15 protein-coding genes are annotated in these 16,027 nt (G+C 36.5%); 3 read left to right on the top strand and 12 right to left on the bottom strand.

Features of this window, described 5'->3' with window-relative positions; all coding sequences use genetic code 11:
• Together guaB and guaA are read left to right on the top strand one after the other, a co-directional pair.
• On the top strand, positions 1-1,470 hold the full coding sequence (guaB, locus tag LQ694_RS02705; RefSeq protein WP_049320817.1) for an IMP dehydrogenase: 1,470 nt from the start codon (positions 1-3) through the stop codon (positions 1,468-1,470).
• A gap of 19 nt (positions 1,471-1,489) precedes the next feature.
• Positions 1,490-3,034 (top strand): glutamine-hydrolyzing GMP synthase, encoded by a 1,545-nt coding sequence (guaA, locus tag LQ694_RS02700; protein ID WP_037589419.1) that lies wholly within the window; start codon positions 1,490-1,492, stop codon positions 3,032-3,034.
• Between the two features lie 67 nt (positions 3,035-3,101).
• Here the strand turns inward: guaA and LQ694_RS02695 are convergent, their stop codons facing one another.
• The 4 genes from LQ694_RS02695 to LQ694_RS02680 form a co-directional block, all read right to left on the bottom strand.
• The gene (locus LQ694_RS02695) at positions 3,102-4,295 is read right to left on the bottom strand and encodes a site-specific integrase (protein ID WP_000237797.1); all 1,194 of its coding nucleotides are present in this window, start codon (positions 4,293-4,295) and stop codon (positions 3,102-3,104) included.
• Positions 4,296-4,321: 26 nt separating this feature from the next.
• On the bottom strand, positions 4,322-4,522 hold the full coding sequence (locus LQ694_RS02690; protein WP_000633907.1) for a DUF3173 family protein: 201 nt from the start codon (positions 4,520-4,522) through the stop codon (positions 4,322-4,324).
• A 497-nt stretch (positions 4,523-5,019) separates the two neighbouring features.
• A complete protein-coding gene (locus LQ694_RS02685; protein ID WP_000845143.1) occupies positions 5,020-5,250 on the bottom strand; it encodes a helix-turn-helix domain-containing protein in 231 nt (76 codons plus the stop codon).
• A complete protein-coding gene (locus tag LQ694_RS02680; RefSeq protein ID WP_000804879.1) occupies positions 5,247-5,669 on the bottom strand; it encodes an RNA polymerase sigma factor in 423 nt (140 codons plus the stop codon). Before LQ694_RS02680 ends, LQ694_RS02685 begins: the two co-directional genes overlap by 4 nt.
• A 530-nt stretch (positions 5,670-6,199) precedes the next feature.
• On the opposite strand from LQ694_RS02680, the gene LQ694_RS02675 reads away from it, so the two are divergent.
• Entirely contained in the window at positions 6,200-6,553 is a 354-nt protein-coding gene (locus tag LQ694_RS02675; RefSeq protein ID WP_001227350.1) for a helix-turn-helix domain-containing protein, read from the top strand.
• Between the two features lie 57 nt (positions 6,554-6,610).
• Here the strand turns inward: LQ694_RS02675 and LQ694_RS02670 are convergent, their stop codons facing one another.
• The 8 genes from LQ694_RS02670 to LQ694_RS02635 form a co-directional block, all read right to left on the bottom strand.
• Positions 6,611-6,778, bottom strand: coding sequence for a cysteine-rich KTR domain-containing protein (locus LQ694_RS02670; protein ID WP_001803271.1), 168 nt, complete (start codon positions 6,776-6,778; stop codon positions 6,611-6,613).
• Positions 6,779-6,896: 118 nt separating this feature from the next.
• Entirely contained in the window at positions 6,897-8,816 is a 1,920-nt protein-coding gene (gene tet(M) / locus LQ694_RS02665) for a tetracycline resistance ribosomal protection protein Tet(M) (protein ID WP_000691737.1), read from the bottom strand.
• A gap of 15 nt (positions 8,817-8,831) precedes the next feature.
• Positions 8,832-8,918 (bottom strand): tetracycline resistance determinant leader peptide, encoded by an 87-nt coding sequence (locus LQ694_RS02660; RefSeq protein ID WP_011058339.1) that lies wholly within the window; start codon positions 8,916-8,918, stop codon positions 8,832-8,834.
• A gap of 274 nt (positions 8,919-9,192) precedes the next feature.
• Positions 9,193-10,122, bottom strand: a complete 930-nt coding sequence (locus LQ694_RS02655) for a conjugal transfer protein (protein ID WP_000584387.1) — start codon at positions 10,120-10,122, stop codon at positions 9,193-9,195.
• Positions 10,123-10,138: 16 nt separating this feature from the next.
• A complete protein-coding gene (locus tag LQ694_RS02650; RefSeq protein WP_000768374.1) occupies positions 10,139-11,161 on the bottom strand; it encodes a bifunctional lytic transglycosylase/C40 family peptidase in 1,023 nt (340 codons plus the stop codon).
• Positions 11,158-13,185: a CD3337/EF1877 family mobilome membrane protein gene (locus tag LQ694_RS02645; protein ID WP_002317539.1), complete on the bottom strand. Its 2,028-nt coding sequence runs from the start codon at positions 13,183-13,185 to the stop codon at positions 11,158-11,160. Before LQ694_RS02645 ends, LQ694_RS02650 begins: the two co-directional genes overlap by 4 nt.
• Entirely contained in the window at positions 13,182-15,635 is a 2,454-nt protein-coding gene (tcpF, locus tag LQ694_RS02640) for a conjugal transfer ATPase TcpF (protein WP_000331165.1), read from the bottom strand. The genes LQ694_RS02645 and tcpF overlap by 4 nt, the downstream gene beginning before the upstream one ends.
• On the bottom strand, positions 15,619-16,014 hold the full coding sequence (locus tag LQ694_RS02635) for a conjugal transfer protein (RefSeq protein ID WP_000723887.1): 396 nt from the start codon (positions 16,012-16,014) through the stop codon (positions 15,619-15,621). The genes tcpF and LQ694_RS02635 overlap by 17 nt, the downstream gene beginning before the upstream one ends.
• Between the last annotated feature and the right edge of the window lie 13 nt (positions 16,015-16,027).

Below are 16,027 nucleotides of genomic sequence, written 5' to 3'. Positions count from 1 at the left end.
ATGTGGGAAAACAAATTTCAAAAAGAAGGCTTAACGTTCGATGATGTATTATTAGTACCAGCAAAATCAGAGGTATTACCAAGTGATGTCGACTTAAGTGTATCTCTTTCAAAAAATATTAAGTTAAATATTCCAATCATTTCAGCTGGTATGGATACTGTTACTGAAGCTAAAATGGCGATTGCTATGGCAAGACAAGGTGGCTTAGGTGTAATTCATAAGAACATGTCTATAGAACATCAAGCAGATGAAGTACAAAAAGTTAAACGTTCTGAAAATGGCGTTATTACGAACCCATTCTTCTTAACACCTGAAGAGCAAGTGTATGCAGCAGAAGCATTGATGAGTAAATACCGTATTTCTGGTGTTCCAATCGTTAATAACGAAGAAGATATGGAACTTATCGGTATTATTACAAACCGTGACTTAAGATTTATCGAAAACTTCTCAATTAAAATTTCTGATGTTATGACTAAAGAAGATTTAGTAACAGCGCCAGTTGGTACAACGTTAGAACAAGCAGAAGAAATTTTACAAAAATATAAAATCGAAAAACTTCCATTAATTTCTGAAGAGGGTAAACTTAAAGGATTAATTACAATTAAAGATATTGAAAAAGTAATCGAATTCCCATATGCAGCAAAAGACAGTGAAGGACGTCTACTTGTTGCAGCAGCATTAGGTATCGCTAAAGATACACCAATTCGTGCTCAAAAATTAGTAGAAGCGGGAGCAGATGCACTTGTTATTGATACTGCACATGGTCACTCTAAAGGTGTCTTAGAAGTTGTTAAACATATTAGTGAATCATACCCAGAAGTTACAATTATCGCAGGTAACGTTGCTACTGGTGAAGGTACTAAAGCATTGTTTGAAGCGGGAGCAGACGTGGTTAAAGTTGGTATTGGACCAGGTTCAATCTGTACAACACGTGTCGTTGCAGGTGTAGGTGTACCTCAAATTACAGCTATTTATGATTGTGCAACAGAAGCGCGTAACTATGGTAAAGCAATTATTGCTGACGGTGGTATTAAATTCTCAGGTGATATCGCGAAAGCTTTAGCAGCAGGTGGAAATGCAGTTATGTTAGGTAGCTTACTTGCTGGTACAGAAGAAAGCCCTGGACAAACAGAAATCTTCCAAGGTCGTCAATACAAAGTTTATCGTGGTATGGGATCACTTGGTGCAATGGAACAAGGTTCTAAAGACCGTTACTTCCAAGAAGATACTGCAGCTAAGAAATTTGTACCAGAAGGCATTGAAGGTAGAATTGACTTTAAAGGCCCATTACAAGATACAATTTATCAATTAATTGGCGGTATTAAGAGCGGTATGGGTTACACAGGATCAGCTAACCTAGAACAATTAAGAGAAGAAGCTCAGTTTATTAGAATGACTGGCGCAGGCCTTAAAGAATCACATCCACATGATGTTCAAATTACTAAAGAAGCACCAAACTACTCATTTTAATTAAAGGAGAACTACAATTATGGAAATGGCTTTTGAACAAGAGTTAATTCTTGTATTGGATTTTGGTAGTCAATATAATCAATTGATTACACGTCGTATAAGAGAAATGGGCGTATACAGTGAGTTACACGACCATGAAATCTCAATCGAAGAAATTAAAAAAATGAATCCTAAAGGTATTATACTTTCAGGTGGACCAAATTCAGTATACGAAGAAGGGTCATTCACAGTTGATCCTGAAATCTTTGAACTAGGTATTCCTGTTTTAGGTATTTGTTACGGTATGCAATTAATGACTAAATTATTAGGTGGTTCTGTAGAAAGAGCTAACGAACGTGAATACGGTAAAGCAACATTAAACGTTAAATCAGATGACGAGTTATTCTTCAGCTTACCTAATAGTCAAACAGTTTGGATGAGTCATAGTGACAAAGTAATCGATATTCCTGAGAACTTTGAAATCATTGCAGACAGCCCAAGTTGTCAAAATGCAGCAATTGAAGATAAATCAAGAAAATTATACGGTGTACAATTCCATCCAGAAGTAAGACATACTGAATACGGAAATGACTTATTAAGAAACTTCATTCGTCGTGTTTGTGAATGTACTGGAAACTGGACAATGGAGAACTTTGTTGAAATCGAAGTAGAAAAAATTAGAGAACAAGTTGGCGATCGTAAAGTATTATGTGCGATGAGTGGTGGCGTTGATTCATCAGTTGTAGCAGTATTACTTCATAAAGCAATTGGCGATCAATTAACTTGTATCTTCGTAGACCATGGATTGCTTAGAAAAGGTGAAGGCGACATGGTAATGGAGAACTTTGGTGAAGGATTCAATATGAACATCATTAGAGTAGATGCCAAAGATCGTTTCATGAGTAAATTAGCTGGCGTTTCAGATCCTGAGAAAAAACGTAAAATTATCGGTAATGAATTTGTATATGTATTTGATGACGAAGCATCAAAATTAGAAGGTGTAGATTTCCTTGCACAAGGTACGCTATATACAGATATTATTGAGTCAGGTACAAAGACTGCACAAACGATTAAATCACACCATAACGTAGGTGGATTACCAGAAGACATGCAGTTCCAATTAATCGAACCAATTAATACACTATTTAAAGACGAAGTACGAGCATTAGGAATCGAATTAGGCATACCAGAACATTTAGTATGGCGCCAACCATTCCCAGGCCCAGGTTTAGGAATTCGAGTATTAGGTGAAATTACTGAAGAAAAATTAGAAATCGTAAGAGAATCAGACGCAATTTTAAGAGAAGTCGTGCGTGAAGAAGGTCTAGAAAGAGACATTTGGCAATACTTCACAGTATTACCAGATATCCGTTCAGTAGGTGTTATGGGAGACTACCGTACATATGACTACACAGTCGGCGTACGTGCAGTAACATCAATAGACGGCATGACAAGTGACTTCGCAAGAATTGACTGGGAAGTCTTACAGAAAGTATCAAGTCGTATCGTAAACGAAGTAGACCACGTAAACAGAGTTGTCTATGACATTACATCTAAGCCCCCAAGCACAATCGAGTGGGAGTAGTTGTAGGAGAGCTAGAAATCCTCTTATACCAAGGGTTTCTGGCTCTTCTTATCTTTTTACTGCACTTTTATTGCACTTTTTTCATTTCTTTGTTTCGCAAGTAGTCTACAGTAAATTGATTCTTTGGTGAAGTATCATAATTTTGTTTTGCTTCTTTAAAGGAAATGGCTCCATTTAATTTGTTAGCTACCTCGAAATTACTGTTAGGATAAAGATGTCCATACGTTCCTAAAGTCGTCTCAATATCTTCGTGTCCTAGACGATCTTTAATGATAAGTGGATTTTCTCCCATACTGATTAACAAGGAAGCATGAGAATGCCGTAACCCATGGATTCTGATTCGATGGATACCAGCCAGCTTAGCATAGCGTTCAATAGCATATGATAGTGTATGTTTTTGGGTAGGAATACCGTTATAGCTCATTACAAAGTCTGTCTGAATTAGATTTTGTTGTACTTCCTTCCATTCGGATAAATAAGTTAATGTGCATTTATCTAATACAATATGACGAACGCTCGCCTTTGTTTTTGGTTCAACAAATCTATAATTCGATTGATTCTTGTAATAGAGTGTTTTGTTGATGGTTAGTACTCCTGAGTCAAAATCAATATCTTCCCATTGAATGGCAGTAGCTTCACCAATTCGCATTCCAGTCATAAATAAAAACCACAGAGAGATAAATAAAAAGTGTTGATAGTAATCTTCTTTGTAAATTAGAGAGATTACTTTTTCAAATTCTTCTTTTGTCCAAAATTCAATTTTAGACTTTTGCTTTTTCACATTGCCAATAATCTTAGATGGATTTGTGGTGGTTATCCCAAGGACAATTGCTCGATCCATAGCAACTGAAAATAGTCCTTGAACAGCTCTTACATAAGAAGACTTACACTTCTTTGATAATTTTAGTTGCCAATTTTGCACATCAATAGGCTCAATATCGGAAACAGCCATTTTATCAAAATAAGAGAAATGCTTCTTAATAGTTGGTAAGCGATTTTCATATGTTCTGAGCTTTACCTGTGTCTTATACCATGGAAGGAAAATTTCAAAGATATAATGTTTAAACGTCATTTTATCCTTATTCTCACTTAATTCTTCTGGTTTCATCAATAGCAGTTTCGAATATTCTTCTCTTGCTTCTTTTTTAGTAGTGAATCCACTACGATATTTTTGAATTTTTTTCCCTTTAGAATCATAACCTAGATTTGCACGAAAATAATAGGTTCCATTCTTTGCTTTTTTTATTGGGTCTTTAACCATAGTTTTTACTCCTTACTGTGCAAAAACTACTCAGACCTGTTTTCATTTGAAAACCGAATTCCTAGAATTTCTTCAACAGCTTCACGAGGGACTCTATCTAGCTTTCGAGATTGATAGTAGATATGCCCTTTTGTAATCATCAATTCTTTTGCTTTTTTTATGATGTCTGCTGAAAAAGAAGTTCCATATCCTAGCTCAACTAAATCCTTTTTTGTGACCGTTATCATTATTACTCCTTTCCCAATTATAGGCTAGGAAAACTCCAATATTCACCTATAATTATATCAAATAGTTTTATAATAATACACTGACAAGAGAAGAATATCTTAGCAATCGAACAGCTCTAGCAAAGCTCACAGGAATTTCACTTCTGCATGGTTCTCATGTAGCCGTACCCATTGCCTGTGACGCTTCTAACGCTCGGACTATGGCTATACGGGAGTATCATTATCACGATAAGAAAGTCATGGCAGCAATCCTGCTAAAGATTACTTTCGAATTACTAACATGAATCGCTCACTAATTTTGTAGGTCATGGCGTGTTAGTTCATCAGCTCTTTTCTTACCGAAACGTATTCGATTGCCTTTATTTGGTTGTCAAAGAACGTTTGGCTTGTTAGCCTATCAAAACCTACTGAACACACAATATGCTTTGATGGAATAACAAACCTCCCAAATTGGGAAGCGTGGATACGATTCGACACGCTTCCACGAAAAAATGGGACTATTTAATTTCGAACGATAAAATCTTAGAGATGAGTTTCGTTTCCATTCTGCCACGTAGGGTTTCATCAATAACCATATGAGAATTTCCATATTCGTCTGTCATGCGACGTAATGAACGTTTTGAGGTATACCCTCGATAATGTTTAACAATCTGATTAATTGCTTCCACGTCGCCATCTGTCGCCTTTACAATGAGGGGGAAGGGAACCCTTGGATAGGCTGTTTTCATTCTTTACACTCCTTCATGAATTCTTTAATCATGGCTAGTCCACTTATTCGATGACGATAAACAGTCGAACGATTCAAATTTAGTAACTCCGCAATCTCCACATCACTCATATCCATAAAGTAATGAAGTAAAATAATGTTCCGTTTTTTCTCTGAAAGATGACGCAGGGCTTCACTTAATAAATCACTTTCAACATTGATTCTTAATCCAAATAATTTAAATAGTTGGAAATCAGTGACGTACGTATCAACAGTAGAAAAAGAGTTGACAAGGTAGTTATCTATATCAGAAAACGAGACTTCTTTTGCTGATAGTCTGTCTAGATGTTTGAAGTAATCTTTTCGTTCATCTTCAATAACTTGTTTGCAGATATAGTCAAACTGATTTTCTATGGTTTCTTGAAAAGAAGATGGTTTCATGCTTTTCACCCCCTTTCTGTCGTGAAAGGGAGTGGCATGTGCTTCTTTATCTCCCTTCATACTAAGCCCCGACACGAAAGGGGGATTTGTTGCATAAATGAAGAGAAATCCTAAAAGATATTTATTAAGTGACCAAAAAAGCACATAAACAGATTGTTTTCTCTGTTCATATGCTTTGATTTTTCTATCTATGTAATCTGCAAAACCACATTGATGGTCATATCTATCCAGTACAGGTGGATAAGTTTTTTTGATAAGAACTTAATTAAGAGAACTAGATGACAGATTATCTTTCTCATGGCGACTTTTCCCTCCATTAAGTCGCCAATTTTATCTACTTTCTAGGAGTATGACTAAATTTTATAAAGTTGTATAGGTAAATAAAATCAGCGACCTTTCTATTTGAAATTGGATTCATCGCATTAATAAATTCCACAGTGTTCTATAGGAACTCATAAACTATATAACATGTTTTTCTATACCTGTTTATGGTTATATAGGAACAGTAAAATGTATAGAGGTGATTTAGTATGCGTAAAAAAGAAGATAAATACGATTTTAGAGCCGTTGGTTTAGCGATTAAAGAGGCTCGAATGAAACGGGGTCTCACTCGTGAACAAGTGGGAACAATGATTGAAATTGACCCACGTTATTTAACAAATATAGAAAACAAAGGACAACACCCAAGTACACAAGTGCTGTATGATCTTGTATCATTACTCCATGTATCTATTGATGAATTTTTCTTACCTACAGATAATTTGATTAAAAGCACTCGAAGGTTACAGGTAGAAAAATACATGGATAGCTTTACAGACAAAGAACTATCCTTAATGGAAGCACTAGCAAAAGGTATCAATGAAGCAAGAAATATTGAAGGCTAGTCAGTAAAATTCAGATAAACAAAAAGAGCCGATAAGATGAGAGTTTCATTTCTCAAATTATCGGCTCTGCGTCTTGGCGTCTGGCTCTTTGATTGTTATTATATTCATTTTTTGAACATTAATTAAAGTTTCGTTCTTACATTTGGGGCAGTATAAAGGGAAATTTTTAAGTATAGTATCCACTCGTATTCGTAGTCTTGTTTTATTTCCACAAATAGGACACAATATCCACTTGTAGTTTATAATAACAATCTCCTCCTTTCCACTTTAATTCAAATCTATATTAAAGAATATTTCATCTTATTTAATAAGAAACCATATTTATATAACAACATAAAACGCACTAAGTTATTTTATTGAACATATATCTTACTTTATCTATCCGACTATTTAGACGACGGGTCTGGCAAACAGGTTCGCCAGTGGTAACCTGATATCCTTTTAGCTCTGCTAAACAAACACTAAGCCCATTTGTAAAAAAAGTTAAATCATTGCGATAATCTTGAATACATCGAGCAGGAATTTCTCCAATAATAATGACCTCATTATTTTTCAGTTGAGTATTTACGATATTTGCACAATATTTGGGAGCATCGTTATATGCCCGTGAAAGATATTCCTGTGGTGCATAAACTTTAAAACTAAGATATGGCTCTAACAATTCTGTTCCAGCTTTTCTAAAGGCTTGCTCCAGTACAATAGGAGTAAGCATCCGAAAATCTGCTGGAGTACTAACAGGGCTATAGTATAAACCGTACTTAAAACAGATTTTACAATCCGTCACATTCCAACCATATAATCCTTGTTCGCAACCATAGCGTATCCCTTCCATAACTGCATTTTGAAATGATTGATTTAAGTATCCAAGAGAAACCGAGCTCTCATACTGCATTCCACTTCCCAACGGAAGCGGTGATACAGATAAACCAATGGAAGCCCAGAAAGGATTTGGCGGCACTTCGATGTGAATGGTATATTCTGCATTTTTTAACGGTCTCTCCATATAAATGACTGTAGGCTCTTTTAGTTCTATCTCCACATGATACTTTTCTTGCAACAGTGCACTAATCACTTCCATTTGTACTTTCCCTAAGAAAGAAAGTATAATTTCATGTGTCGTAGAATCCACGTAATATCGTAGAAGCGGATCACTATCTGAGATTTCCAAAAGGGCATCAAGCAACATTTCTCTCTGTTCAGGTTTACTCGGTTCAACAGTTGTTTGTAGTAGAGGGTGCGGATTTTCAATCTTTTTTCTCTGTGGCAATAGTTTTGTATCTCCAAGAACACTATTTAACTTCAAAAACTCATTTTGCAAAATAACAATTTCTCCAGAATAAGCTCTATCAATCTTACATAATTCACCATTTATTGAAGTATACATTTCTGTAACTTTTATTTTTTCTTTTTCTGATACTCTAACCGAATCTCGTAAATGTAGTACTCCACTATAAAGGCGTATATATGCAAGACGTTGTCTTTTTTTTGTATATTCAATTTTGAAAACATTTCCGCAAAGTTCAGACGGACCTCGATGTGTTGATGAATAAAATTTATTAGTAATAACTTCTATAAGGTTATCAATCCCTATATTACTTTTTGCACTTCCATGATAAAGAGGGAACAGAGAACAATTCTGAAATCTTATGCTTTCCTCTTGTTCGAGTTCCAATGCTTCTAATGATTTACCGGACATATATTTCTCTAAAAGGTCATCGTTTCCCTCTATTACCGTATCCCATTGTTCAGATTCGGTAAAGTTCGTCACACACATATTAGGATACAGTTCTACCTTCTGTTTGATTACAATTTCGGCAGAAAGTTTCTCTTTAATATCCTGATAAACCGTTGATAAATCAATTCCATTTTGGTCAATCTTATTGATAAAAAAGATTGTGGGAATCCCCATTTTCCTAAGTGCATGAAATAATATACGAGTTTGTGCTTGTACGCCATCTTTTGCAGAAATCAGTAGAATTGCCCCATCTAAAACTGATAATGAACGATATACTTCTGCTAAGAAATCCATATGTCCTGGCGTGTCTATGATGTTCACCTTCGTATTTTCCCACTGAAAAGAGGTTATTCCTGTCTGAATTGTAATTCCTCTCTGACGTTCTAAAAGCGTATTATCCGTCCTCGTTGTACCTTTGTCCACGCTTCCTAATTCTGTAATCGCTCCACTGTTATATAATAAGCTTTCTGTTAAGGTAGTTTTTCCTGCATCAACATGAGCTAAAACTCCAATATTAATAATTTTCATGTGATTTTCCTCCATTCAAAAACCCAAAAGGGCATAAAAATCCCAGTGATAAATACTTTTATCACTGGGATTTTTATGCATAACCATAGGTATACAAAGCATACAGATATTCTCTGGATACTTTAGAATCACATGATAAAGGTATTCTTAAACAGGGTACAAAAAACTAAGCCCTCCTAAAAAAGGACATCTAATTATTTGTTCCCGCTATCAAATTGACAGTTTATTTAAGAATACCTTGCCGCATATTTATTAACTCCTTTTAAATAGTCACTTAAATAATAGCACGTAAGAGCATATTTGTAAAGGAATCTCCAATTTTTTATCAAAAAGAGTACATGATTACAAAGTATCTGTAATCATGTACCAATATTTGTTATTTTACAATCTTCCAATTATCTTGTTTTTCTAATATCAACTCAAATTGCGAGATTTGGGTTGCCTTTGTTTCTTGATCTAAATATTTCACAGCGACATTCACGATTACTTGGTTATCTTTTCTGGTAAAGATAGGATTCACCAATTCCTCGAAAACATATTCCTTGTTAATCATAGGTAACACATGATTACTTACATAGTAAGTCAATTCTTTTTCTGTGGCGGTAGGATAGAGCTGGAAGAACGTTTCTAAAAAGCTAGTGATTTCGTCCATCGTTTCTGTATCTACTGTATGGTCACTTTCTAGCTGTTTGGGTTGGTAGTCCGATTTTTGAGGTTTCTTACTCATTGTCGGATTTTTGATAATAACCATATTATCTGATTCATCTATATGGACAACCACATGAAAGCTAGACGATATAGTTTCCTTGTCTTTGTCTTCGGTAATAACTTGTTCAACAGAAAACAGTACCTCAAAGGTGTTCTCATTCACTTGAGAAACCTGCCACACCTGTATATCGTTCACACTAGAACTAGTAGGAATATCCTTACGAATCATTTCTTCATTTAATACCTGCAATTCTTCCGTCAAATAATGGGTCAATTTTTCATTTCGTTTATCAATGGCTTCTTGGGATTGTTGCCACGAAAAGTAGTCTTTCGCAAAGGATTTCACAAAACTTTCTACTTGGTTGGTATCGACAATCTGCTGTTTAATGATTTCTGTTTCACGGACAGTATGAGTGTCAATGGCAGTAAAATTTTTATAGATTCCAAATCCGACACTACCAATCAATAAAACCCATAAAACAAAGGTTAATTTCTTATGCGTGCCAACTTTAATCATCGGAACTTTTCTTTGCTTGCTCGGTTTTTTAGATTTCTTTGGTTTCTCCTTCTTTTCTTTTCGCTCGATTTTTATAATCATTTGATTCATTCCTTTCTTAGTTATGAATAACACGTCTAGCCCCAATCAGATGGTCTTGCCAATAACGACTGCTTAAGTCGCCATAACCGATTGGGTCGCCTGCATGATAAAAGCGATTTCCCTCTAAATATATCGCCACATGAGTCACATATGTGCCTGCATTATAGGTTGAATGAAAGAAGATAAGGTCGCCTGCTTGGGCTTCTTCCATAGAGATTTCTTGCGTAGCGTCATACTGATCTTGGGCGACACGAGGGAGAGAAATGCCAGCTTTGTCATACACCCATTGTATTAAGCCACTACAATCAAAAGAGGTGGTAGGCGACGCCCCTCCAAAGACATAGGGAAACCCTTCGTATTTCAAGGCTTCGTCCATAATGACTTGCACGGTTTCATCATCAAATTCTGTTGGGGAAGTGTCGGTTAGGTATTGTGAAACCAACTGAACATAAAACTGATTTCCATAGTTATATCGCCAACCACCATTCACAGGTATGGCTATGGGATTGGGATAGTCTGCTTTTTGACCACCCGACTTCTCTTTAGAAAACTGTTCGGCTAATTCATAGGTATATTTTTTCCCATGACTCCTCACATAATTTAAAAAGCCACCGCCATAATTATAAGATTGGATAACAGAATCTATATCCACTCCTTGTTGTTCTGCACTGGTTAATAATTCACTGAAATATTTAACCCCTTGTTTGATGGACTCTTCGGTACTCAAACTGTTGGGCGGTAAACCCAAAGATTCGGAACTTTGCATAACATCTTCTGCTGTACCGCCCGATTCCACTTGCATAATGGCTAAGATATAAGAAACATAGTCTTCAATCCCATATTCCTTACCATATTTTTCAATCAACGGACGGTGTGCCAACACTTCTGGTGAAACGGTCACACCGCCTTGTGAAATAGAAGAATCCTTGTTGTTTTCGCCACTGTCCGTATCATCTGCAAAGAAAATGACTAGGAATAATAAGAGAAAAAAGAAGAGAGAGAAGACCACACTACAAATCACTGTTATTTTTAGCTTCATGTTTGTTGTCCTCGCTTATCCGTTCTTTTATTTAGCTTCCTCTGATTGAATTGCTTCGGTGGTGTCTTTTGTTTTTGCTCTTTTTTCAATGGTCGCTGATGATTTTCACGTTTAGTGTTTTGTGACAAAACAGGCGTGACGGTTTGCTGACGCTTGCGAACATGCTGCTGGTTATTCTGAACAGGAGATGATGGGTTTTCTTTTCGTCTTTTTTCTTTTGCTTTATCCAGCTCCAAACGCTTTTGAGCAATGTTCTTTCGTTTTTGCTCCTGCTGGTTCATACGCTGTTGTTTGCGTTGAGCTTTGGTATCTGCCATAGATTGTTTAAAGTCTGTTACATTATGAGTGACATTCTCTTTTCCTTGATGAAGGGCATATTTGACATGGGTTGGTGTCGCCTGTATCTGTTGTTTAGCCTGCTTTCTTTTATTGACTAGACGATTTTTCGTGTCCAATACATGGGCTGTCTTTTCACCTAATCGTTGCCCGATACCGCCTTGTTGCTTTTTCACATTGGAAAGTGCTGTTTCTTTCTTTGGTGTAGTCCGTTCATTTTGACGAGTATGGTTAGCTTTATTGGTTTGATTCTGCTTTGTTGTCATTGTCTTTTGCTTCGTTGACCCTGCTTTTCCACGAAAGATCTTACTCATACTGCGTTGAAATCTTCTGGTTTGTCGATTCATCATTTGACGAGGTCTGCGAAACACTTGTCTGCCCATGTTTTGAGAGTCGTTGCTTTGTAAAGAGAATAGGCTCATTAAATCGCCCAGTTTAAAATAAATCCCTGCAAAGGTCACAATTTGTAAAAACATAATCATGAAAAAGGGAGAACTTGCTGACAGCGAATAAAGCATAGTGGAAATACTAAAGGCAACGGTAATAATCAAGGTAATACCAGCCCTTGTCATAATCACATTAAATAACTTGGTAATGGCATGCCTGCCCATGCCATCAAAACTCGGCAACATACTTAATAGGAAACTGATTGGCAAAAACATAGCGAAAATAATAAATAGCACTTGCGAAAAAATCATGATTCCTGTTAGAAGGAAAACAAAAATCGAGATACCAATATTGAATACAAACAAAAAGAAGACTGTTCCTAATCTGGAAATCGTCTTCGGTAGGGTTAAATAGGTATTGTCATGATCTTCAATTTCTTCAATCACTACATTTTCTCTATCTTCACCATTGTTTGTATCTGGACTGGTAGACAATAAACTTTCCACACGTTCTTCCCCTAACGCTTCTACATCAGTGGAGCCATATTGAAGCAATAGCCATGGTTGCTTTACTTGAACAGAGAATAAGCTGTCACGTATCATGTCCACACTGTCTTTCCCTTGACTATCCGTGTTAGGAAGAACAATTTTTGTCCCAATATTCAGACTGGCGGTACTGACATCTTTGGAAAAATCATTGATTTTCGCAATATAATCGGGTGCATACGCAATAAAGGAAGCCGATAGAATAAACACCACGACAAAGTTTAAAACAGCTCGTATCACTTTCGTCGTTTCTCGCTTAACCAATCCTGTATAGGCAACATAGATTCCAACAATGAGAATAAAAAGAAGGAGGAAACCGACATAAAACCCTGAACTGGAAAAGCCATTCGGTGTAATGCCTGCAATCGTCTGCATGTTTTCGCCAATTGCTTGGGATGTTTGACTAATGAAATCTAAGGTATAGGCTTCTTTCACCAAATAACCTGTGGCGTTCGATAGATAAAGAGAAATTGTCCAAATAAAATTAGTAATGGCATACAATCCATACATCACCGATTGTCCTATGCCATCACTCCAATTCCATGGAAGCCAGCCCCAGCTATTGTCCACATAATAATCAAGCTGATATTGATTCAAACCATACTTGGAGTATTCATTGCTTGTATCAATGGTTTCATCAACTAAGCCTGTCGCTTGTACTGCATTGCCCAGCGTGCCTAATAAAAGTAAAATAACGCCCACACAAAGGAGCGTTATCCAACTATAGTGAAGAAATTTCTTTTGTTTTTGTGTCATTCTTCCACCTCATTTCGCACAGGCGGTCTGGTATCAAAGGCATGAAGCAACTCTTCAAAAATCGGGTGAAACTGCATAACCCCTACACGACCATAGATGTCTGAAACTAAACATTGTCCATTTTCTAATTCACGTAAGCGTTTCTGATTGTTTTCATCTTCCTTGTCCACACCAAAAAATTCTAAGGTCTTTTTGATTTCCACTAGGTCAGTGGAACGAAAGGCAAATTTCAAGCCAATATTATTCTTCATCTTTTCATCTAGTAAATCGTCCGCGTTTTGAGTAACGAAATAGACCCCTGCATTCATGGCACGTCCTGCTCGAACCAATCGCATAGATAGAGCTTTTCCTTGTGCCACTTGTAAAAAACTCCAAGCCTCATCAAGGTCAACAATTTTAAAAATGGAACGGTCAGAGTGGATAAAGTCTAAAGCAAAGGTACTAATGACAATCAGCATTGCCACACTTAATAATTCCATGGTAGTGTATTCTTCAAAAGAGCTATTGGAATCGGGTAAGACCAAATCTGCCACTTGAATAATATTGAGTTGTTTTTCCAAGCTAATGGATTGGGTGACACTGCCATCACTGAATAACAGATGGGCAAAATCATAATCGACAAAGCTTTCGATATGGTCAGCAATACTATTGCTGATGGGCGTATCTTCTTTTCGCAATTCATCAATCACCAATAACAACCCTCGTTGTTTGCTTTGAGTTACACTCCGAATAGCTTTACGCAGGACAGGAAACTTCTCGCTATCTCGGCTGGAAATACCTGTTAAGAACGTGAGAATATCAATGGCAAGGCTTTCTGAATCTTTCGGGAGTTTTAAAATCACATAAGGGTCAAGTAACCCTTTATTGTCGTTCTCACTCGTGAGATTAACAATATTGATTTCATGGGCAATATCAGGTAAGGTTTCTTTCCATTCACCACGTTCAGCTTTTGGGTCAACAATGGTTGCCTGTCCGCCAAAGAGTACTGAATAATAGACCAGCATATTGTTAGAGAATGATTTTCCGCCACCTAATGAACCAATAAAAGCGGACGCTAATGCATTTGTTACAGAGCCTTTAATTCCTTGACTTGCAAGGCTAGGTTGGAGATAAATATTTCTGCCTGTATCGAGATTGTAACCGACGTAAATACCAGAATTTTCACCAATCATTTGTGTAGCACCGAAACCAAGACCAGCCAAAAAATCCGACGTGACATATTGAATATAGTCATTGATATATCGCTTGCTTGAGGGAATAAATTCATTATGCAAGCCTAGCATATCGCCAAAAGGTCGTACTAATTTGATAGACAGATCATCATAAAAATCTTTTACTTCATCACAACGTTGTTTCAGCTCGTCCAAATTCTTTGCCGATACCCGTACCACATAGCTTAGTTTGTACATAGATTCTTTGGTTTGGTCTAAATTACTTTCTAATTCATCGACAGATTCTAAAGCGTCCACCACATTAGTACTGGTTTCGTTGTCGCTTTCCCATGCGTGGCTATCTAAATCTTTCAGTTCTTTCTTTTTATTGCGAACGGTAGATAAGGCTTTTTTATTGGCGACAATTTCAACATTCATACTGGTATCAACGGGGAAAGTAAACTGCTGTTGCTGGTAATAAAAAATTTCACTATTAGGGAAATCCAATTCACCAACAATACTATTAATTGTAAAATACGCCACATAAGTAGTGGTATCTTCCTGTTCAATCCGTAAATAGCGTTGATTTTCTTCGATTAAACAGCGAGTGGGTTTGAGAATATCGTATTTCTTTACCAACACTTTTTTATCTTCGTATCGTTTCGGTAAATGGTAGTCGTAGTCATCAAAAGGGACACCTGTTTGCCCGTAAAGATGTTCAATAATATAACCAAAATCATCTTTCTCCAATTTACGAATCTGAAAGCGTCTGGATAATTTACTTTCTAACAACTGTTCCATCTTAGAAAAGCGTTCGATTTCCGCCATAGGCATAGAAACAAAATCGCCCATTAATTTGTGATTCACACCATGAAAGAATTCCGCAAATGCTTTTTGAATTTCTTTCCCAACATTTTTTACGGATACTTCCTGTTCATTGAGGTAGAGTTTAAAACCAATAAAAAAGCGATAGTCTACTTGATTGTCACCAATCATAGAAATTAACGCTTCGGTCTGTTCATCTATTTTTTCGTAAGCTATCTCTTTTAATCGTCCAGTGATTTCTTTTTTCGATTGTTCCTGTGTGGCTCGAATACTTGATTCGGTTGCTAGTTGCAGAGCATGAATCTTGCCATCACGATTTTGGGCAATCAATTGACAGAAATTATCATGAACTTGAATTTTTTCATCGGAACTTAAAAAACTGTAATTATAGGGAATTAATTCATAATAAGCGAATACTTCGCCATCATGATTAAATACGAGATTATCTTCCATATATTTAATCGGATATGCCATCTAGTTGTTCACTCCTTACAATCGTAATCGATTCATTCATTGTTTCTTTTTTTAATCGTATTTGTTTGCCAGCGTAGGTTACTTTAGGGCGTAGAGCATAGGTAATGATAGACTTTAGAAATCCATAGGGTTTCTTTCCGTCAAAGGTCTTTTGGCACATGAACCCAGTGAGAACAATGGGAATCCCTAAGTATTTGAGTAGTGCTCCGTCAATCAGAGAAAGTGGTGGTAAACTGCCAAAGAGTATGACGACAAACAAAGAAACGATAAACCATGTCATTTGCGTAAAGGTAATTGGGAAAGGGAGTTGTAAATCATTAATCGCATAAATCACTTTTTCTACTGACCAAATACTGGTGTAACTTCTTATTTTTTTCATGTCTTCACGTCCT

Source organism: Mammaliicoccus sp. P-M58 (assembly GCF_022386165.1).
In the GTDB taxonomy this organism is placed as follows: Bacteria; Bacillota; Bacilli; order Staphylococcales; family Staphylococcaceae; genus Mammaliicoccus; species Mammaliicoccus sciuri.
Note: the sequence above shows the minus strand (reverse complement) of the source record. Positions and strands in the feature narration are given on the sequence as shown.

What these genes read in the sequence shown, in the direction of transcription:
- guaB (WP_049320817.1), top strand. Translation starts at nt 1, where the DNA reads ATGTGGGAAAACAAATTTCAAAAAGAAGGCTTAACGTTCGATGATGTA.
- guaA (WP_037589419.1), top strand. Translation starts at nt 1,490, where the DNA reads ATGGAAATGGCTTTTGAACAAGAGTTAATTCTTGTATTGGATTTTGGT.
- LQ694_RS02695 (WP_000237797.1), bottom strand. Translation starts at nt 4,295, where the DNA reads ATGGTTAAAGACCCAATAAAAAAAGCAAAGAATGGAACCTATTATTTT.
- LQ694_RS02690 (WP_000633907.1), bottom strand. Translation starts at nt 4,522, where the DNA reads ATGATAACGGTCACAAAAAAGGATTTAGTTGAGCTAGGATATGGAACT.
- LQ694_RS02685 (WP_000845143.1), bottom strand. Translation starts at nt 5,250, where the DNA reads ATGAAAACAGCCTATCCAAGGGTTCCCTTCCCCCTCATTGTAAAGGCG.
- LQ694_RS02680 (WP_000804879.1), bottom strand. Translation starts at nt 5,669, where the DNA reads ATGAAACCATCTTCTTTTCAAGAAACCATAGAAAATCAGTTTGACTAT.
- LQ694_RS02675 (WP_001227350.1), top strand. Translation starts at nt 6,200, where the DNA reads ATGCGTAAAAAAGAAGATAAATACGATTTTAGAGCCGTTGGTTTAGCG.
- LQ694_RS02660 (WP_011058339.1), bottom strand. Translation starts at nt 8,918, where the DNA reads ATGCTTTGTATACCTATGGTTATGCATAAAAATCCCAGTGATAAAAGT.
- LQ694_RS02655 (WP_000584387.1), bottom strand. Translation starts at nt 10,122, where the DNA reads ATGATTATAAAAATCGAGCGAAAAGAAAAGAAGGAGAAACCAAAGAAA.
- LQ694_RS02650 (WP_000768374.1), bottom strand. Translation starts at nt 11,161, where the DNA reads ATGAAGCTAAAAATAACAGTGATTTGTAGTGTGGTCTTCTCTCTCTTC.
- LQ694_RS02645 (WP_002317539.1), bottom strand. Translation starts at nt 13,185, where the DNA reads ATGACACAAAAACAAAAGAAATTTCTTCACTATAGTTGGATAACGCTC.
- tcpF (WP_000331165.1), bottom strand. Translation starts at nt 15,635, where the DNA reads ATGGCATATCCGATTAAATATATGGAAGATAATCTCGTATTTAATCAT.
- LQ694_RS02635 (WP_000723887.1), bottom strand. Translation starts at nt 16,014, where the DNA reads ATGAAAAAAATAAGAAGTTACACCAGTATTTGGTCAGTAGAAAAAGTG.